Source organism: Flavihumibacter sp. UBA7668, from assembly GCF_002483205.1.
Classification (GTDB): Bacteria; Bacteroidota; Bacteroidia; order Chitinophagales; family Chitinophagaceae; genus Flavihumibacter.
This window is the reverse complement of sequence record NZ_DLHM01000001.1, coordinates 100,445-119,715: the sequence shown is the minus strand read 5'-3', so window position 1 is coordinate 119,715 and position 19,271 is coordinate 100,445. Positions and strand designations below refer to the sequence as shown.

The 19,271-nt window shown below is 41.9% G+C and carries 23 protein-coding genes; 4 read left to right on the top strand and 19 right to left on the bottom strand.

The window, feature by feature from the left end:
- The first annotated feature begins 24 nt into the window (after positions 1-24).
- Positions 25-1,053 (top strand): 6-bladed beta-propeller, encoded by a 1,029-nt coding sequence (locus tag B2746_RS00560; RefSeq protein ID WP_290789718.1) that lies wholly within the window; start codon positions 25-27, stop codon positions 1,051-1,053.
- 56 nt (positions 1,054-1,109) lie between these two features.
- Here B2746_RS00560 and leuB read toward each other — a convergent pair whose 3' ends face one another.
- The 19 genes from leuB to B2746_RS00465 form a co-directional block, all read right to left on the bottom strand.
- The gene (gene leuB, locus B2746_RS00555) at positions 1,110-2,183 is read right to left on the bottom strand and encodes a 3-isopropylmalate dehydrogenase (RefSeq protein WP_290789715.1); all 1,074 of its coding nucleotides are present in this window, start codon (positions 2,181-2,183) and stop codon (positions 1,110-1,112) included.
- Positions 2,184-2,199: 16 nt separating this feature from the next.
- Positions 2,200-3,723: an alpha-isopropylmalate synthase regulatory domain-containing protein gene (locus B2746_RS00550; protein WP_290789712.1), complete on the bottom strand. Its 1,524-nt coding sequence runs from the start codon at positions 3,721-3,723 to the stop codon at positions 2,200-2,202.
- 21 nt (positions 3,724-3,744) lie between these two features.
- The gene (gene leuD, locus B2746_RS00545) at positions 3,745-4,341 is read right to left on the bottom strand and encodes a 3-isopropylmalate dehydratase small subunit (protein WP_290789709.1); all 597 of its coding nucleotides are present in this window, start codon (positions 4,339-4,341) and stop codon (positions 3,745-3,747) included.
- A 95-nt stretch (positions 4,342-4,436) separates the two neighbouring features.
- Complete coding sequence (gene leuC / locus B2746_RS00540) at positions 4,437-5,840, bottom strand: 3-isopropylmalate dehydratase large subunit (protein WP_290789706.1); 1,404 nt, start codon at positions 5,838-5,840, stop codon at positions 4,437-4,439.
- Positions 5,841-6,010: 170 nt separating this feature from the next.
- The gene (locus tag B2746_RS00535; RefSeq protein WP_290789703.1) at positions 6,011-6,544 is read right to left on the bottom strand and encodes a dihydrofolate reductase family protein; all 534 of its coding nucleotides are present in this window, start codon (positions 6,542-6,544) and stop codon (positions 6,011-6,013) included.
- Between the two features lie 70 nt (positions 6,545-6,614).
- Positions 6,615-7,202, bottom strand: coding sequence for a hypothetical protein (locus B2746_RS00530; protein ID WP_290789700.1), 588 nt, complete (start codon positions 7,200-7,202; stop codon positions 6,615-6,617).
- Positions 7,203-7,216: 14 nt separating this feature from the next.
- Positions 7,217-7,669, bottom strand: coding sequence for a VOC family protein (locus B2746_RS00525; RefSeq protein ID WP_290789697.1), 453 nt, complete (start codon positions 7,667-7,669; stop codon positions 7,217-7,219).
- A gap of 2 nt (positions 7,670-7,671) precedes the next feature.
- Positions 7,672-8,118 (bottom strand): NAD(+)--rifampin ADP-ribosyltransferase, encoded by a 447-nt coding sequence (gene arr / locus B2746_RS00520; protein ID WP_290789694.1) that lies wholly within the window; start codon positions 8,116-8,118, stop codon positions 7,672-7,674.
- A gap of 34 nt (positions 8,119-8,152) precedes the next feature.
- The gene (locus B2746_RS00515) at positions 8,153-9,235 is read right to left on the bottom strand and encodes a DUF3500 domain-containing protein (protein ID WP_290789691.1); all 1,083 of its coding nucleotides are present in this window, start codon (positions 9,233-9,235) and stop codon (positions 8,153-8,155) included.
- Between the two features lie 3 nt (positions 9,236-9,238).
- Complete coding sequence (locus B2746_RS00510; RefSeq protein ID WP_290789688.1) at positions 9,239-9,583, bottom strand: hypothetical protein; 345 nt, start codon at positions 9,581-9,583, stop codon at positions 9,239-9,241.
- 8 nt (positions 9,584-9,591) lie between these two features.
- Complete coding sequence (locus B2746_RS00505; protein WP_290789685.1) at positions 9,592-10,128, bottom strand: hypothetical protein; 537 nt, start codon at positions 10,126-10,128, stop codon at positions 9,592-9,594.
- A gap of 32 nt (positions 10,129-10,160) precedes the next feature.
- Complete coding sequence (locus tag B2746_RS00500) at positions 10,161-10,715, bottom strand: dihydrofolate reductase family protein (RefSeq protein ID WP_290789682.1); 555 nt, start codon at positions 10,713-10,715, stop codon at positions 10,161-10,163.
- A gap of 132 nt (positions 10,716-10,847) precedes the next feature.
- The gene (locus B2746_RS00495; RefSeq protein ID WP_290789679.1) at positions 10,848-11,498 is read right to left on the bottom strand and encodes a DUF2306 domain-containing protein; all 651 of its coding nucleotides are present in this window, start codon (positions 11,496-11,498) and stop codon (positions 10,848-10,850) included.
- A 112-nt stretch (positions 11,499-11,610) separates the two neighbouring features.
- Positions 11,611-12,111, bottom strand: a complete 501-nt coding sequence (locus tag B2746_RS00490) for a DUF1772 domain-containing protein (RefSeq protein ID WP_290789675.1) — start codon at positions 12,109-12,111, stop codon at positions 11,611-11,613.
- 69 nt (positions 12,112-12,180) lie between these two features.
- The gene (locus tag B2746_RS00485; RefSeq protein WP_290789672.1) at positions 12,181-13,026 is read right to left on the bottom strand and encodes a helix-turn-helix domain-containing protein; all 846 of its coding nucleotides are present in this window, start codon (positions 13,024-13,026) and stop codon (positions 12,181-12,183) included.
- A gap of 157 nt (positions 13,027-13,183) precedes the next feature.
- Positions 13,184-13,606: a hypothetical protein gene (locus tag B2746_RS00480; protein WP_290789669.1), complete on the bottom strand. Its 423-nt coding sequence runs from the start codon at positions 13,604-13,606 to the stop codon at positions 13,184-13,186.
- Between the two features lie 38 nt (positions 13,607-13,644).
- A complete protein-coding gene (locus B2746_RS00475) occupies positions 13,645-14,241 on the bottom strand; it encodes a hypothetical protein (protein ID WP_290789666.1) in 597 nt (198 codons plus the stop codon).
- A 226-nt stretch (positions 14,242-14,467) separates the two neighbouring features.
- Positions 14,468-15,001 (bottom strand): hypothetical protein, encoded by a 534-nt coding sequence (locus B2746_RS00470; protein WP_290789663.1) that lies wholly within the window; start codon positions 14,999-15,001, stop codon positions 14,468-14,470.
- Between the two features lie 413 nt (positions 15,002-15,414).
- Positions 15,415-16,134 (bottom strand): hypothetical protein, encoded by a 720-nt coding sequence (locus tag B2746_RS00465; RefSeq protein WP_290789660.1) that lies wholly within the window; start codon positions 16,132-16,134, stop codon positions 15,415-15,417.
- A 105-nt stretch (positions 16,135-16,239) separates the two neighbouring features.
- Between B2746_RS00465 and B2746_RS00460 the strand changes: the two genes are divergently transcribed.
- The 3 genes from B2746_RS00460 (at position 16,240) to B2746_RS00450 (ending at position 19,262) form a co-directional block, all read left to right on the top strand.
- Entirely contained in the window at positions 16,240-17,328 is a 1,089-nt protein-coding gene (locus B2746_RS00460; protein WP_290789657.1) for a Gfo/Idh/MocA family protein, read from the top strand.
- Between the two features lie 367 nt (positions 17,329-17,695).
- Entirely contained in the window at positions 17,696-18,430 is a 735-nt protein-coding gene (locus B2746_RS00455) for a glucosamine-6-phosphate deaminase (protein ID WP_290789653.1), read from the top strand.
- Positions 18,423-19,262 (top strand): ROK family protein, encoded by an 840-nt coding sequence (locus B2746_RS00450; protein WP_290789650.1) that lies wholly within the window; start codon positions 18,423-18,425, stop codon positions 19,260-19,262. The genes B2746_RS00455 and B2746_RS00450 overlap by 8 nt, the downstream gene beginning before the upstream one ends.
- Positions 19,263-19,271 lie beyond the last annotated feature (9 nt).

Genomic DNA, 19,271 nt, shown 5'->3' with positions numbered 1-19,271 from the left:
TGCGGGATTCTGTATATTTAGCTCATGAATCGCAGAAAATTTGTCAAAAACAGCTCTATTGCCATGGCTGGACTCATGCTCAACCCACTCGATGGGATTAATCAGGAACCTCAATTCGGACACGGTCCCAAACGGTATAAAATCGATACCCGCTGGAGCCAGGCCGATGTATCCAAAAATCCGGTAAATGATTGCCATGAAATGGTGCAGGATGCACAGGGCAGGATTATCCTGCTTACGAATGAAACCAAAAACAATGTGCTGATTTATGATAAGGCAGGGAAGCTGCTGAGTTTTTGGGGTACAAGTTATCCCGGAGCTCATGGGTTGACGCTTTTTAATGAGAATGGTACAGATGTGCTGTTTATCTGCGATAATAACCGTCACCAGGTGATTAAAACCACGCTGGATGGAAGAGAGCTGCTGGTGCTGGATTATCCGGCTGAGGCTGGAATCTACTCAAAGGCAGAGGAATATGTGCCGACGGAAACAACCATCGCACCCAATGGTGATATCTATGTGGCAGATGGATATGGCAAGGATTATATCCTGCATTATAATGCAAAAGGGCAGTTTCTCGGCTATTTCGGCGGACGGGGAACAGAAGCGAAACACCTGAAAAATGCACATGGTGTTTGTTTCGATAACCGCGATAAAAAGAACCCCTGCCTGGTAGTGACCTCCCGCGAGGAAAATGCGTTTAAACGGTATGATTTGAAGGGAAATTACCTGAGCACGATTCCTTTGCCCGGCGCCTGGGTTTGCCGTCCGGTTATTAAAGGGGACTATCTGTATGCAGCGGTATTGCAGTCGAGCGACCGGCCCTGGCAGTCTTCCGGATTCCTGACCATTCTGGATAAAAACAATAAAGTGATTTCGAATCCGGGTGGCAATGCGCCGGTGTATAAAAACGGGGTGTTGCAGAACCTGACGCAAACCAACCCGCTGTTTGCCTATCCCCACGATGTTTGTGTGGATGATGAAGAAAACATCTATGTAGCCCAGTGGAATTCCCGCAAAGTCTATCCTTACAAACTCAAACCCATCGTTTAATATTCACCCGACCGGTGGCACCGGTCGGGTGCCACCCGCCGGGTGAAAAAACAGGATCAGATTTCGGCGATGACTTTATCGCCCATGGCGGCGGTGCCGAGGATCATATCTTTTGAGGTAGCGGCATCGGCTATGTCTCCGGTGCGGTAACCCGCTTTCAGTACTTTGTCAACAGCATTGATAACGGCATCCGATTCAGCTTTCATACCGAAAGAAATATCCAATAATAATGCGGCCGACAGGATAGAGGCCAACGGATTGGCAACACCCTTACCGGTAATATCATGTGCAGAACCATGAATGGGCTCATACACACCGGTGCCATCACCGATAGAAGCACTGGCCAGCATACCCATGGATCCGGCTATCTGAGAAGCTTCATCCGTAAGAATATCACCAAAGAGGTTTGCCGTTACCACCACATCAAAACGGCGGGGATCTTTAATCAGCAGCATAGCGGTGGCATCCACAAACTGATGTTCCACTTCCACATCGGGATATTCCGGTGCAATTTTCTGAATCACTTCTCTCCAGAGACGGGAAGTTTCCAGCACATTGGCTTTATCAACCGAGCATAATTTTTTACGGCGGGTGCGGGCAGCTTCAAATGCTTTGCGGGCAATCCGCTCCACTTCATAGCGACTGTATTCTGCGATATCAAAAGCAGTATCGCCACCGTTCTTGCGGCCTTTTTCACCAAAGTAAATATCACCGGTTAATTCACGGAAGAACAGAATATCCGCTCCACGCAGGATCTCCGGTTTAATGCTGGAAGCATCCAGTAATTCATCAAATAATTTGATGGGGCGAAGGTTGGCATACAATCCAAGTTCCTTGCGCATTTTGAGCAATCCCTGTTCCGGACGCACTTTCGCAGAAGGATCATTATCGTATTTGGGATGCCCCACTGCGCCAAACAATACGGCATCAGAAGCCTTCATTTTAACCAGGGTTTCATCGGGCAATGCCTGGCCGGTTGCTTCAATGGCAACATGGCCAATCAGTGCTTCATCGTAGCTAAATGCATGTCCAAATTTGGCAGCGATGGTTTCCAGCACTTTTTTACCAACTGCCGTCACTTCCTGTCCGATGCCATCTCCAGGCACAACTAAGATTTTTTTATTCGCCATTGATTGAATTGATTGTTCAGATTATATTAAGCATTTTCACAGTTGCCTTAATGGCCGATACCGTTTGATCACTGTCAAGTCCGCGTGTTTTAAATTCCCGGGTTTGATTTTTCCAGGTGATGACAGTTTCACAAAGGGCATCACTTTTTCCACCCGGTGGAATTCGTACAGCATAATCAGTGAGTAATGGTAATTCGATTTTTTTCTGTTTGTAAATTTTCTTTAGAGCGTTCATGAACGCATCGTACTGACCATCACCCTGCGCCTGTTCTTCAAATTCCTCTCCGGCAATACATATTTTAATGGTGACGGAGGGGTTCAGATTTTTGGCATGTACGAGTGCATAATTATCAATCCGTACCTTATCCTCGATGGCATTACTGTCCAGTACATCCGAAATAATATACGGAAGATCTGCCTGCGTCACTACTTCTTTCCGATCTCCCAGTTCAATAATACGTTGTGTTACTTTTTTTAAATCCTGATCAGATAACTGAATCCCGAGCTGAGCCAGGTTGTTTTCAATATTAGCTTTGCCACTTGTTTTTCCAAGCGCATATTTTCGCTGCCGGCCAAAGCGTTCGGGCATCAGATCACTGAAATATAGTTTGTTCTTCTTATCGCCGTCGGCATGAATACCGGCTGTTTGTGTGAAAACATTTTCTCCTACAACCGGTTTATTCACCGGAATGCGGAAGCCCGAAAAAGTCTCCACCAGTTTACTTACACTATAGAGCGATTTCTCTACCACATTCGTTTTTATTCCCGGCATGAAATCGTTCAGTACCGCGATGGCACTCGCCAGTGGCGCATTCCCTGCGCGTTCACCCATACCATTTATGGTAAGATGTAAACCATGTGCGCCGGCTTTCACTCCCTCCAGCACGTTCGCCGTACCAAGGTCGTAATCATTATGCGCATGAAAATCAAAATGAATACCCGGATAACGGTGAACAATAGCCGTTATATAATCTTTTACTTCATCAGGCGTTAATATGCCCAATGTATCAGGAAGCATAATTCGTTTAACCGGCTGCGTTATAAGGAAGTCAAGATATTGATAAACATATTCGGGAGAATGACGCATGCCATTGCTCCAGTCTTCCAAGTAAATATTTGCCTCAATTCCTTTTTTCTTTGCCAGTGCCAGCACTTCTTTGATATCCGCGAAATGTTGTTCGGGTTTTTTCTTAAGCTGATGGGTTAGATGATTGAGCGAGCCTTTGGTTAAAAGATTCATCACTTTTGCACCGGCTTCCTGCATCCATTGAATGCTGACATCACCATCTACAAATGTCAATACTTCCACCTTGTTCAGAAAGCCATTGGCTTTTGCCCATTTGGTGATTTTTTTTACCGCTTCAAATTCTCCTTCGGAAACTCTTGCCGAAGCAATTTCAATCCGGTCGACTTTAACTTCGGTCAACAATAACTGGGCAATGGTCAACTTTTCCGAAGAGGAAAAAGAAACACCGCTGGTTTGTTCACCATCCCGAAGAGTGGTGTCCATTATCTCTACTGATCGCTTCGCAGGTGACATGGGGGTATTGGGGGCTTGCTATTAATAGAGACTCTTGGACGTAAATTCTTTGATCTCTTCCTTCATTGACTGCAGGTAATCGATGTCATCAAAACCATTCATCAGGTTATGTTTTTTATACCCATTGATATCGAAGGATTCTTTTTCTCCGGTTGCCAGAATCGTGATGGTTTGTTCTGGCAGATTGACTTCCAGTTCAGCTTTTGGATCAGCTTCAATGGCAGTAAAAATTTTGTCAAGAAATGCAGCTGACACCTGAACGGGCAGGATGCCCACATTCAGGGAATTTCCTTTGAAGATATCTGCAAAAAAGCTGGATACCACACAGCGGAATCCATAATCATAAATCGCCCAGGCAGCATGTTCGCGGCTGCTTCCGCTTCCGAAGTTTTTGCCGCTTACCAGAATCTTGCCGGAATAAATAGGATTATTCAGCACAAAATCCTGTTTGGGAGAATTATCGTTATTATATCGCCAGTCGCGAAACAGGTTATCTCCAAATCCTTTCCGCTCGGTCGCTTTTAAAAAACGAGCCGGAATAATCTGATCCGTATCCACATTTTCAATTGGCATTGGAACGGCGGAGGAGCGGAGGACAGTAAATTTATCGTAGGCCATGTTAGAAAGTTAAAAGTAAAAAGTAAAAAATTAAAAGTGGGCAACCCGAAATTCAAAGCATACATCTAAAAATCTAAAATCTTACATCTAAGATCTTACATCAGCTGCCTCGGGTCGGTTACCACACCGGTTACGGCGGCAGCGGCGGCTACCAGCGGACTGGCGAGCAGGGTGCGGGCACCTGGGCCCTGGCGTCCTTCGAAGTTGCGGTTGCTGGTACTCACAGCATATTTACCAGCCGGGATTTTATCATCATTCATAGCCAGACAAGCAGAGCAGCCTGGTTGACGTAATTGGAATCCGGCTTCGGTTAGAATGTCAAGAATTCCTTCTTCTTTAATCTGCTGTTCTACTATATGAGAACCCGGCACGATCCAGGCCGTAATATTATCTGCTTTTTTACGACCTTTTACAATGGATGCAAAGGCGCGGAAATCTTCAATCCGGCCATTGGTGCAGGAACCTACAAAAACGAAATCTACTTTTTTACCCAACATTGGTTCCGCTTCCTGAAAGCCCATATAAGTCAGGGATTTTTCGTAGCTCGATTTACCTGAACCAATTTCATGCGATACAGGAATCTGCTGACTGATGCCAATTCCCATACCCGGATTGGTTCCGAAAGTGATCATGGGTTCGATATCGGCCGCATTAAAAGTGTATTCTTTATCAAAGCTGGCGCCCTCATCGGTATGCAGTGTGGACCAATACTCAACTGCTTTATCCCAGGCTTCACCTTTCGGGGCTTTTTCTCTTCCCTTGATATAGTTAATGGTGGTTGCATCGGGGGCAATCATCCCGCCACGAGCACCCATCTCAATACTCATATTACAAACGGTCATTCTTCCTTCCATACTCATTTGCTCAAAAACTTCTCCGGCATATTCAACAAAATATCCGGTTGCACCGGCTGCGGAGAGCTGGGCAATAATATAGAGGATTACGTCTTTGGGCAGAACGCCTTTATTTAATTGACCGTTAACCACAATGCGCATGCTTTTGGCTCTTGGCTGCATAATGCATTGTGAACTCAGTACCATTTCCACTTCGGAAGTTCCAATACCAAAAGCAATGGCACCAAAAGCGCCATGAGTAGAGGTATGGCTATCACCGCATACGATGGTCATGCCGGGTAGGGTGATGCCGTTTTCCGGTCCAACTACGTGAACAATTCCATTCTTGGGATTTCCCAATCCCCAATGGGAAATGCCATATTTAGCACTATTGGTTTCCAGGGCCTTGAGCTGGATGGCAGACAGGGGGTCTTCCACCGGAAGGTGCTGGTTGATAGTAGGGGTATTATGGTCGGCTGTTGCGAAGGTTTTTTCCGGAAATAATACACTCAATCCGCGTGATTCGAGTCCGAGGAAGGCAACCGGACTGGTAACTTCGTGAATAAAATGACGGTCGATCAGTAAAACATCGGGTCCGTCGGGAATACTTCTCACCACATGGGCATCCCACACTTTAGCAAACAAGGTCTTCGGGCTTGTACTCATTTTCAATAAATTATAATAGAACCGCTAATTTCTTAAAATTTGAGCAATTTCCGATGAATATGGATGGTTAATATTTAGAAATGGGCAGGAAAGCTTGGAATTTGTCTGAAAAAGTAGCTAACGAGCATTTGTTAATGGGAGGAAGGGGGAGGGGAGAGAGGAGAGGGGGGTTAGGGTTTGCGTTTGTAATGAAGTTGGGTAAGGCCGGTGTCAAAGGATTGGGTAGAGAGAAGTTCGATGGATTGTTCAGGTCTGCCGTCTTTGAAAAGTCTGGTTCCGCTGCCCAGTAAAATTGGGATGATGGAAATGATCATTTCATCGATCAGATCTTCCTTTAAGAGTTCATGAATAAGTTCAGCGCCGCCATCACAATAGATATTTTTACCGGGTTCTTTTTTGAGGCGGTTTACTAATTCGGCAACCGGACCGTTGTAGAAAATGGTTCTTCCGGTTGGTGGTCGTTCTGTTCTGGTAATTACATAAATATCCCGCTGACCATTGTCGTAATGGGTTGCGCCAATTGCGTTCACCACATAATCATAGGTTTTTCTTCCAATAATAATGGTGTCGATGGTATTTGTAAATTTCGCATAACCATAATCTTCTCCTTCTTTTTCAACGATTGAAAGAAAACTCAGGTCATCATTTGGTTTGGCAATATATCCGTCTAAACTCGTTGCTATAAAGAGGGAGAGTTTACGCATGGAATGGTTTTAGTCAAAATTAGTTTTTGAACAGATTCGCGTACAGTAAAAATGAAATGAGTTTAGCGTTTTATGATTTATTTTCAAAGTACCTGATAAATTGTTTCCCTAATGGAGATAGTTCGTACCCAACTGTATGGCTAATAGTCAGACCTGCGTTTTTTAACTTACGAATATTCAGTTTCAACCATTCTTTTTCGAAACCTGTAAGGGTTGAAATGCCTACTGCATGTAAGTTGGGATGTTCTTTAATCGCCAATAGAATTTTGTTTGTCCAGGGACCCTTCCGGCTGTGTTTGTCCAGCTTTTCCAGTTTGTTCTTTAGTTCAATAAATTTTTCATCTGATATGTCTGTTTGTTCTCTAAGTGCAATTCTCGGATCTTCCGAATGATAACGAAGTGAAATTTTAAAAATAATTCCCTCAGTTTCTGATGGAAATGATTTTAATAAATTAGATCTATCAATAAAGTCGGCAAGTTTGGCCTCTTTATCTGTAATCTTTTCTTTTTTGATCTCGACTATGTTTTGGATTTCAATCAAACCAACCGATGTATGTATCAGACTGCCTGGTTTTACGGAAGCTTTCTTCCATTTTCGGAAAGCAAGCGTAATCTCTCCTGCTTTAATTCCTATTAAATGTTGTTGTTTGAATAGCATTCAGTGATTCAATTTTATTCATTCGTTAACTGCTCAGCCAGACCGATTAGCAGTCCTTCTGTTCCGCGGATATAACATAACCTATAGATGTTTTCATACTGTACTATTTCGCCTACCAGTTCGGCTCCCTGTTTAGTGAGGCGTGATACCAGTTCATCGATATTGTCGACTCTGAACATGATGCGCAAATAGCCTAATCCATTAACGGCAGCTCTCCGGTGATCTGACTTAATTTCGGGACGAATAAATCTGGAAATCTCCAGTCGGCTGTGTCCGTCTGGCGTTACCATCATGGCTACTTCCACAGATTGATTTCCCAGACCGGTTACCCGTCCGGCCCACTCACCTTCAATCATACCTCTGCCTTCTAGATGCAGACCTATTTCCTGAAAGAAAGTGATGGCATTGTCGAGATTTTCCACAACTATGCCCATATTATTCATTTCAATAAGCTGACTCTTTTTCATCCTTATTCATCGTTTAGTGAATTAATTCCCTGCTCCTTAAGATTATCAAGATGGGCTTTCATGGTTCTTACCTGATCCTCCGGATGGCCCTGCCATGTAGTAACTTCTCCCACCACCCGGAAGGGGGCTTTGGATCGATAGGATTTGGTTGGATTACCTGGAAATTTTTTATCCGTCAGGTCCGGATCATCTTCAATTTCTCCGATTGGTTCAACCAGATAAATTCGTTCTTTTCCCTCTCCGACGGCTAACTCGGCTCCCCAGATTGCAGCATCGAGGGTGGCGGTGAGAAAAATATAGGCTGCATTTTTTTGCTGACCGAAATTGGAATTAAAGCCCGGCTGAATCAGATCGCCCAGGACAAGGTCTGCTTTCGTTCCTTGGAAATAAGTTGGAGCAAATGGTGTGGGAGCTGTGTTTTGATTGATTTCAGTATTGGTAAGCGGCATATTCTTATTGGTTAGGGTATGATTGATTATCTTATTAGTGCTTTTCAGCTTTGTAATGGGCTTTCAGAACATCTTCTCCATATTCATTTCCTTTTTCCCGCCAGATGGCATGGATATGATTGGCTGAGTTTCCCGGACCACCATTGTTGTCAAATTCAATCAAAAATGTTGGTCCGTTTAAAATATAGTAGTGGGGCTTTTTTTCATCGTATGCACCGATCCATCCAAAGTAAATTTTATCAATTCCGGCTTTTACGATATTATCATACTCCAAAACAGCTTTTTCATATTCGAGATTGAAAACAAATTCCCGAATGATGTATTGTAAAACAGCTTTTTGTTTTGCGTTCATACCTGCACCCTGAATTCCCCAATAATCAACCAGGCGCTTACCGCTTTCCGCAGCTGTAATGATATCTTGCGGAACTGCACCGGAATGAGTCGCCTGCTTTTGTTGTTCGGGTGTTAACAGCTGGATTAGTTTAAGTCCTAGATCTTCTTCCTGGCCCAACACACGCCAGCCTGCGTATTCCGAGATGGGATATTCGGCCGGATCTGAACCCATAAAATAAGGAGTTGCAGATATATTATCCCTGACAAAGGTGAAATTGATAGATAAATGATGCCCTTCTATTTTATACCCCCAGATGCTGTCATTCGGATTGCCAAAAAAAGCGAAATAAAAATTCTTGTGCGACCATTGCAGGGATTTCAGAAAATTGTAAGTATCACCGTTGATTTCTTTTTTATAAAAAATACTGTCGGCATACTGATTCAATAAATCATCCAGATGCATAATACTGGTCGCTTTCAGGTAGCCTTGTGAACTTAATGAAACAGATAGAATTCGATGAAGCAGCTTACGCTGTTCTTCGTTCATGTTGCCGATACTTGCACCAGCTCTTGCTCTGAGTCCTATTGGGAGGTTGTTCCAGGCTGTTCTTGCGCTGTCATTAAATGCATGTCTTCCTGATATGTTTTGCATTTTGTTAAATGAATCGTAAAGCCGGATGGCTGTTTGTTTGATTTCTTCCTTATACGCGGACTGACCTTTAACTGTTAATGCAAGTAACAATAGCAGTATGGAAACGAAAGCCGTTGGTATTGTTATTCTCATGAATTAGTGGTATTTCTCAAATAAAATTATAGCAGAATATTTTTGATACTCCCATAAACTTGCCAAGAAACCATAGTTGCCGGGAAAGTCGTCGAGGCTGAATGTGTGCTGATTCGAAACTAGTCGGGGAGAAAGAGTTTTATTCCATATTTTGAATTGATCGGCGGAATCAATCCATTCCGGCTTTTCGCCAATGGAGGCGATCACCAATTTTACTGGCTTTTCTCTCAATATCTCAATAATTTCCTCTTTGGTTAAATAACTGATTCGTGTTGCATCCAATTCTTCTGTTGAATTCCAAATGGAGGACAAGGGAAGTTCTGTAACTATTTTATGCGAAGGATTCATAGTGGGATTTAGTTTATTTGTAGAGAAGCCACTATTTTATCTGCTGTATTTTCCCAGGTGTTTTGTAATTTTTCAATGCAGTTGAAGGTGAATAGGAGTATTTTTTCGTCCAATGTGGCAAAGAAATAATAATTGAATACTTTTTGGTCAATTGCCTGTGAAATAAATTTGAAGTAACCGATATGTTTTCCGTTTATTAATCTAACTCCTGAGTCAATAAAGGTGAGGTCTGGCCTTTGTTTTTTCAATTGTTTGATCTGCGCCTCTTTAAATTCATTTATCTGACTTTCCTGTGCGGGTTGATTGGTGAGATGGGCGATCAGGTTGATTTCTGCATCCTTATCGGTCAGTACAAGTATGGGCCTGGCTTTATTCTGGTATTTGAATGCCCACATTTCATCTGACATGGTAGTGAGGGTTACCGGTGCCAGCATTTTCACTCTTCCTTTTAAGATAGTAATACTATCCAGCTTCGATTGTGCGATGCTGGATGAGTAGAAGAATACAGCTATTGAAAAACTCAGTAAGAATAGTAAGTATCGCATTGTTTGGAGTGCTAATAGCCGGAAAGTAAGGATTACATGGATAAAATTGGAGCATAATATAATACTATAGCGCCTGATTTCAGCAATTTTGTGCGAACAAATTGTAATGCAATTCTGTCCTTGATTTGATCAAAAAGTTGTAGTCCGCGACCTTCTATGACAGGGTGGATACAGAGTTGGAATTCGTCGACTAGCTCGCTGTTAAGCAACTGAATGATCAGGCTCCGGCTTCCAATAAGTATGTCCTTTTTCGCGTGCTGTTTAAGTTCGGTTACCTCATCAACAAGTGATTTGCCGGCTAGTTTGGCCGTATTCCAGCCTGTATCATTCAGGGTGGTAGAAAAAACGAGTTTCGGAACCTGGTCAATTGAGGCAGCAAACTCGTCTAATGATTTTTCACCAGAAGGATTTTGGACCAGGTTCTGCCAATATTGCATGAGTTGGAAGGTTATTCGTCCATATAGCAGTATGCCGGCGTTATCTATCAGTTCAGCATAATGTTGGTGTAAGTCGTCGTCAGCGATACCGGTTGTATGGTCGCAAACGCCATCCAGCGTCATGTTAAAAGCGGCAATAACTTTATTCATTGATGCTCGTTTATTTTCTCAGGAATTCGGGATTCAAACCTAAGTTTATGGGATCGTTTAGGGCAAGTGTAATGGCGACAAAAAGAAGGTATTCTGCGGCAGTATACGCTCCGTCCTTAACCAACGCTTTCCTTAGCGGCTGGCTATATGTCCCAATCTGATTTTATTTTTAATACTCTTCAAGGCTGGCAACCAGGTCAGAATAATTTCACCAAGAATTATAGGAACAAATGAAAAGAAATATTCATTTACAGTACGTTCAAATGTCGGGTCACTTATTCGTCCAAATAAAAAGTCTAACGGTATAAGACTGCTTAGTCGAACAGCAACAAATGAAAAAACACAGATATAACTTCTAACCATAAATTGCCGGTGCATTTTCAGGTTTTTGTTTTTTACTGACCACCAAGCGCAAAATGTTGTAAGGATGACTAAAATGGCCAGGATAAATAGAGAAACTCTACATGGGACACACGAACTGATTAGCGATAGCCGGATTGCGGATAATCCTGCAACAAATGCGCCGACTATGTAAATCTTACCAAGAAGTCGGTGAAAATTTAAAAATCTATTTCTTATCCCTTTGGAGAATTGAATGGGTCCGGAAAATAAAGCTAATGTCCCCCCAATTAAATGTATTCCTACCCAAAATGGGTTAGCATTAAAACTTTTGCTTCTAAATCCAGTCAGATAAACTACCACGTTTTCAGCGAAAAAATATGTTGAAAGTCCAATTATAATTGTCCAGGATGCTATAACAAGAAGTTGTTCAAGATGTTTCATGTAGTTCGCATGCTTTATTGTTTAGATCGTCTTCAACGCTTGCCACTAACGAAAACACCGGCAATTGCGGAGTGTCTGATCGAATGCACCTGGGAGGCTAAAAGAAATGATCCTACCCAGGCGTTGTACTAGATATTTTTTGTGTGCTTGAAGTGGCTTTGTCCAAAGCTAAGAAAGAACAGACAAGACCTGCCAGGGATAGTAAACACCTTATCCAGCCCATTCTTCCCCATTCAGATGCCGCCTTTTTGAGCGTTTCTTTATCGGGAAGTTGTTTTGAAAGAAACATCAAGTCATTTCTGGGATAAAAATAGGTAAACGTTAAAATCATTGAGGATATATAGCAAAGTAATGCAATACCCAAAAACATCCGAATGGAAGTTGATCTTTTCCAGAATAAACTCAATGCCAACACAACCAAAAGCATATTTGTTGGGTCTACCAGCTGAAAGAAAGTCCCTGGATTGGCAACTACAAAAAAATCTCTGGTTGCAGTTATGGATTGAGGTATATTACTTTCCCAGTTAGCTGCATTAACGATGGAATTATAGACGAGGGTAAAAAACAATCCGCTTGAAAATGCAACGGCTGCGTATAGAACTATTTTTCTCATATTTCGACCTTTTTATTTTTGCAAAGCTATTTATGAGAAAAAAGCTGTGATAGTATAAAAACGACAAAATCAAATTTTGTCCCAGTTCTGAAACTGTATATGTTCTTCCGATAATTCTTTGTGTAAGATTGTAGGTATGAGCTTGGCAAATTCCTTAAAGTCTTTTATAAAGTGTGTTTGATCGTAATAACCAACTTCATATGTCAAGTCTGGCCAGGAGATGACTGATCTGCTTTCGAGCATTTTATATGCTTTATGAAATCTGGTTATTCGTGCATACATTTTGGCAGGCATGCCTAATCGTTCTTTGCATTTTCGCTCAAAATTACGAATACTCATACAAGCCATTCTAGCAATCTTGTCCATACTTGTATTGTAGTTTACCAACAGGTGTTGAAGGGCAAAATCAATAGGTAACGGTTCTTTTACCTGCGAAAGTTTTCTGAGAAAATAGGATTGTACAATACTATCTAATTCGTTTAAAGAAATAGTGTCGTGCGATTTATCTAAAAGTTCTTCTATCTCCCTACCTACAACTTCTCTGGCACTGTAACCATTGTCAAATAGCTCCGTGATCGGAATATTCAAAAACCGGTTTAGCCCTCCGGGCTGAAAAATAATTGATACGGTTTTATGGCTTTCTTGCACCAATAGTTTGAAGGGGGTAATTTGTGCTCCCATCAATGTACAAGAGGTAACTGTATTGAAATTGTTCTCGCCAGATTTTTTGGATTTAAGCCGTGTATAAAGATTTATGAACATTGCCTGGTCGGGCGAGGGCATATAATTACCTTCTAGGCTAACAGGAATATTACCGAAATCAGCTTCAATAATAACGATATGCCGTATCAATGAATGTAATGCAGGATGAATCTTGCAATGTTCTGTGCGGATATTTGGTATCGGGTTATTCATCATTTAGTGACAGGAGCAATGATTACAATTTTATTCTTTTTTTGTTTGATATTTGTTTTAGCGGGGATTCCAAGATTGTCGCTAACGAGTAGAGCTTTATGCAGGTTGCGATTTGCAAATAGCTGATATTAGAATATCAAGCATCTTTTGCACGCCGTTACTGCGTTAAGTTAAGTAACCAATTTCTAGTCTCAATCATTAATGGATGTTGGCCTACTTGATCCGGCGCAAAATCACTAATCTCCTGAATCTTGAACTCAACAGTGTCCATCAGCATAGTACTAACACTATAAACCCGTTCTGATTTTTTGTCTCTAACAAAGTTCAGCAATTCGATTACAGCACACGATACATTTAATGAATATCTACATTCGTCAAAGTCCTCTGTGTCAGGTGTGATAATTTCTACTGCCATTAGTAAGTCGTTAATCTCTTCTATATTGTAGTTATTTGCTTTTGAATATACCTCATAATCAAAAAATAGTTTCTTGCAAATTGACAAAGAAAAATTGATCTGATTAGAGTATGAAAGTTCAGCTATTAGGCGCTTTATTTTATTATCAAACTGTTCGTAGGTCATGTTACGTAATGGCATACAATGTAAGCGGCAGTAATGATTTAGAATGATGCTACCCAATTTTCAAACTCTTTTGCCAATCCGTCCGGGTTTGCTTGATTAGTCCATAAAACAGGTTTGTCATAATACTCAAGTTCATGAACGATAATTGGAATATCCTTTCCAAACTTTACCGTAATAACTCCGTCGCTATGAAGTTTTCGTGCATGAGATATAACAATTTCAATAAACTTATCTTTGATTTTTTGCCCCATTAAGTCTGTTGTATCAAAATCGTCTTCTACTTGCTCGTCCGAATAATAATAAGGAGTGTTTTTTACCCATTCAGAAACTGGGTCAAAGTCATACCCTCCAATTATTAGCGCCTCATTTTGAAGCCAAAATGCAAAGTTCCATTTTGCTTCGTCTCCGTCCGAAGCAATTGGCCATTTAGGTTCTTGTCCCGGAGTGGGGGAGCAAGAATGCCAACGCTCAATTGTGTTATAACCTACAGTCAGCATAGGTTGCCTTGGGTCATCATCATCATTGTGCACATAAAATGACAAGATATAAATTTCTGGAACTATTTCATTGTCAATTTGAAATATTGCCTTTTTGATTTTTTCGTAAGTGTCTTGAATAAATTTTATGTCTGTCATAAAGGGTGTTTGATTATTGCCGCTTACGACGGACACGGCTTGGCGACAAGGCGGTAGTTGAAATTATACAGCCGTTACCGCTGCTTAATTTATAATTAAAAGCTTTTTTACATTCTATTGCCCGTCCTTTTTCATTGGCCTGAACTGATGCTCCATAACAAATAAAATGGTGAATTTATGAGCGTCCCGCTGCCATTATTGCCAAACCGACTGTTGTACGCCGTTATCATGTCTGTCGTTGCAGTTTGTCTAAAGCGATTTTATATTTTTTTATATAAGATTCGGGAAGCAGATCCTTTTCTGCTCTGTCAATACACTTTATAAATTTTACATAGTCTTTCTGATGCCAGGCATTGTCAGCCCCTTGAATATTTTGTAAGTGACTGATTCTTCTTGTATATTCTCTTGATTGACGTTCCGAAAATTCATTAAGATTCTTAAATGACTCTTTGTCGCCCAATAAAATAAGCTTTCCTGAAGTTTTAAAAAATGAAATCAGATTGTCAATTGTCAGCGTCGATTGAAATTGAAATCTGTCGTCTTTAAAAACATCTTTTACTAAAATGGGTGTCAACTCAACTAAAGATTTAGATTTTTGTCCAACGTGAGTATAGAATAAGTATTCAAGGTTGGCGTATGCAATAGTTATAATTGCTGATTTTGAGGAATACTCAATATAGTGCTGTTCTTTTTTTGTCACTGAAAAATTATTGCCAGTAAGAAATTCAGTTAGTGGATATAGTGACTGGTCAAAGTTCATAGGGGGGCTGTCTGAATGGCGTACAACGTAAATTATTTACGCAATTAGAGGCTGTTTTGGTGAATTATAATAATTGAAAATGAACAGGGTTATTTGCGTTGCGGTGGGTTGTCATTGCGTAAATCCGATTTTTTGTGCGATTAGGTGGTTGCTGTTTAATTGTACTGGGAAACAGTATGAAAGTCTCTTATTTTTTAATTACATGTACCAGCAGAAATTTACTTGTTTTTTCGTACGAGTTTTATGGAATGCTTCGCCACATGAGTCCCATCTAATGGGAATCAAAGAATTAGTATTGACAATATAGCCATTCTGAAGATTTCCTGCAAGCAGGTCAAAAAAAATAAGGTCTCAACCCGGCTGCAATGCACAGGTGGAGACCTTTCAAAAATGATCTTAGTTACCCCAACGTATTATCTTCCTTTCTTGCCCATCATCATGGGAGAATGCGTAAGAATCAAACTCACCTGCACCCGGCCCAATCGATCAGATGGTGCATTGGCCAGGTCCTGCCCTTCCTTACTCCGCCATTCGCGATCCTGGAAGCTTCCTATATAAGCTGCCTGAAGACCTATTGAGGCACCTTTCTCCTTGGGAGAAAACAGGTTTAGTCCCAGTCCGAGTTTATAATTGAAAAAAGAATTATTAAATGCGATGGAAGAGATTCCATTCTGTACCACCGGGGATTGTAATACATCATCAAAATCAACATTGGAATTATCGCGATAGAACTTCGCCTGGTACCACTCATACCCAATACCGGCAATCGGATACAGCATTACCCGTTCCTGTTTCAATAAATCATAGCCGAAATCAGCGCCAAGTCCGGCAAATCGGGTCGTACTGCTTTGTCTGTTACGATCCCCGCTCATGCTGCTTCCCAGGGTAATATTCGACATGGAAATAAAACGGTTACGTTCCTTCATCCAGCCTAATTGTAATACCCCTGTATAATCCCGCAGGGAGCGATACTGTGGAAAGTTCGCCAGTCGGTTATTCAATCCGTCAAATTCCTGAAATCCCACGCCAATTCCAATACTGCTCATTGGCAGATAGTTGTTCCAGTTCTTTTTCTTTTGTGCCATTGTAGTTCCGCCAACCAATAGGGCAGCAGCCAGTATCCATGCTTTCATACTATATAGTTTGGTATCCCTTAACAGCCATCACTCATTAAGGTTCTTATTTTTCGCAAAATGAAGCACGGGTTAACACAATTTTTGCAGATATTTAAGCAAAAAATGCGTCGAACCAAGCTTGCCATCCTGGGATCCGGATTTATTGCAGATATCCATATCGAAAGTTATCATCGTTTTATACCTGAGGCAGAAGTGGTTGCCGTTTATTCCCGGGACCTCTCCAAAGCAAGAGCATTTGCAGATAAACATAAGATTTCACAGTTTTATTCGGATATCGATGAATTATTGGAAAAATCAGGCGCAGAGGTGATTGATATCTGTCTGCCGAATTTTTTACACTGTACTGCCACCCTTAAAGCCGCTGCAGCCGGTAAACATATCATTATTGAAAAACCACTGGCTGTTACACTCGAAGAAGCCGATACCATGATTGATGCCTGCAAAAAAGCCAGGGTCAAATTGATGTACGCAGAAGAACTTTGTTTTGCCCCTAAATACGAACGGGTGCGCCAAATGGTGAAGGAAGGCGGAGTGGGAGATATCTATATGCTGAAGCAGGGTGAAAAACATTCTGGTCCGCATAGCGACTGGTTTTACGATAAAAACCTTTCCGGCGGCGGTGTGCTGATGGATATGGGCTGCCATGCCATTGCCTGGTTTCGCTGGATGCTGAATAATTGTAAGGCAGTAAGTGTCTATGCCACCATGGCTACTGTATACCATAAAGGCCGAACTGTTTGTGAAGACAATTCTGTAGTAATTGTAGAGTTTGAAAATGGGGTTGTAGGTGTTGCTGAAAACTCCTGGGCTAAACATGGCGGTATGGATGATCGGGCTGAAGTGTATGGAACCGGCGGTGTGGTCTACGCCGATCTGTTTATGGGGAATGCTGCCCTATCGTATAGCAAACACGGGTATGGATATGCTATGGAAAAAGCAGACACTTCCATCGGCTGGAGTTTTACCATTTTTGAAGAAGTATTTAATCAGGGATATCCGCATGAATTGAAACATTTCATTCACTGTGTGCAAAACGATACAACACCTTTGGTTACCGGAGAAGATGGCCGTGCTGTGTTGGAAATTATTTATGCAGCTTATGCATCTGCAGCTGAGGGAAAGAAGATATATCTGCCCTTCCATCCAAAGGTCGACCGGCCAATTGATTTGTGGTTGAACGGAAGGAAGTAGTGAGCTAAATTATAACCAACCCACTCCTGAAATATTCCATAGTTTGGTTATTGAATTGTATCTCTGACTAATCCATCACTAAACCATCACTCAAACACCATCTATCCCGCACCACCACTGATAAATCACTGATGGTTGAGTGATGGTTTAGTAATGGATTATTCACCTCGGCCAAAATGGCGCGTACAATGAAAACAGGTTTCTGTCAACCCTTCTCCGATGCTTCGTACCTGCCTAAAACGGAGGCCCGTACTTTTGTTCAAAAATCCCGCATCTGCTGCACAGTATTTGTGTCAGTTATAATTGTAGAACTATAGAACTTCTACTTCAACTACCTTAGTAAACAGATTCATTTAAAACTATAAATATGACCCTATTCCTTGAAAAAGATTACCAAACGCTCTCTGCTAAAGCTGCAGGGCATTTACTGCAACTGACCCGAGACAAAAAACAACCTCTGATTTGTGTGGCATCCGGTGACAGTCCGGCCGGACTTTACAAGGAAATAATCGCCCAAAAGACGGCAGCTGAAACCAACTCCTGGAATTTCGTTGGGCTCGACGAATGGCAGGGTATGAATGCAGGCGATGAAGGCTCCTGTCAATGGCATCTCCATCAGCAATTGTTTAAACCGCTGAATGTGGACGCAGAAAAAATCTGCTTTTTTGATGGAAAAGCATCCTCAATGGAAATGGAATGCCAGCGGGTGGATCAATTTATTGCTAACCAAGGAGGTATCGATATCGCCATTATCGGGCTGGGTTCCAATGGTCATATCGGGATGAACGAACCCCAACGCGATCCCACCCTAACGGCACATATAGCCGAACTGGATCCCATTACCATCAAAACAGCGCAGAAATATTTTAAGCAGGAAACAAAGATCACCGGCGGTCTCACGCTGGGCATTGCGTCCATCCTGGCAGCTAAACATATTTTCCTGATCGTATCGGGTGCCCACAAATCCGGTATTATTAAACAATTGATGGAAACCGAACCCACTCCTGCTTTACCGGTTACCTGGTTGAAAAACCATCCATCTGTTTACCTCTACCTCGATGAAGCCGCAGCCTCCGAATGGAAAAAAAATACCCATGCGTAATAAACGAATCGGCATTGATATTGGTGGTACCGGTATCAAAGCAGCACAGGTAGAAGAGGGGCAGGTGCTTAACAAACTCGAATGGCCCGTATTGGCAAGCGGCACAAAAGAAGAAGTGGTTGATCAGGTGAACCAATTGATTCGTTCCATTGGTGTTGAAGGTGTTTCAGGCATTGGTATCGGGGTACCCGGACTTGTAAATCCACGTACCGGAATCGTTTATGACGTTATGAATATCCCCGCCTGGAAAAAATTGGATCTCAAAACCATTTTGGAAAACGAATTCCATATTCCTGTTGCCTTAAACAACGATGCCAACTGTTTTGCCTTAGGTGTTTACCAGCAACGTAAAATAAAAGAACGAACTTCCCTCCTGGGTGTTACCATCGGAACCGGATTAGGAACCGGAATTATCCTGGATGGCAAACTGGTATCCGGATTACACGGCGGGGCAGGAGAATTTGGACTGATCGAATACCGAAATCATGACCAGGAATATTATGCAAGTGGAAGATTCTTTGAAAACATCTACAATGAAAACGGCAAAAGAATGTACGAGCTTGCGCTGGCAGGCGATCCTGCCGCATTAAAAATGTACGCAGAACTTGGCATGCATATTGGAAACGCGTTTAAAACTATGCTCTATGCACTTGATATAAATTATTTTATCATCGGTGGTTCAGTTGCAGCAGCCTGGCCTATGTTTAGAGAAGCAACCCTGCAGCAACTTAGCAGCTTTGCGTACAGTCAGGCTGTCGAAAACCTGGTTATTGAAATTTCAGATACAGCAGACGCCGGAATCATCGGTGCTTCCGCTTTGATTATGCAGTAAAAACCTTAA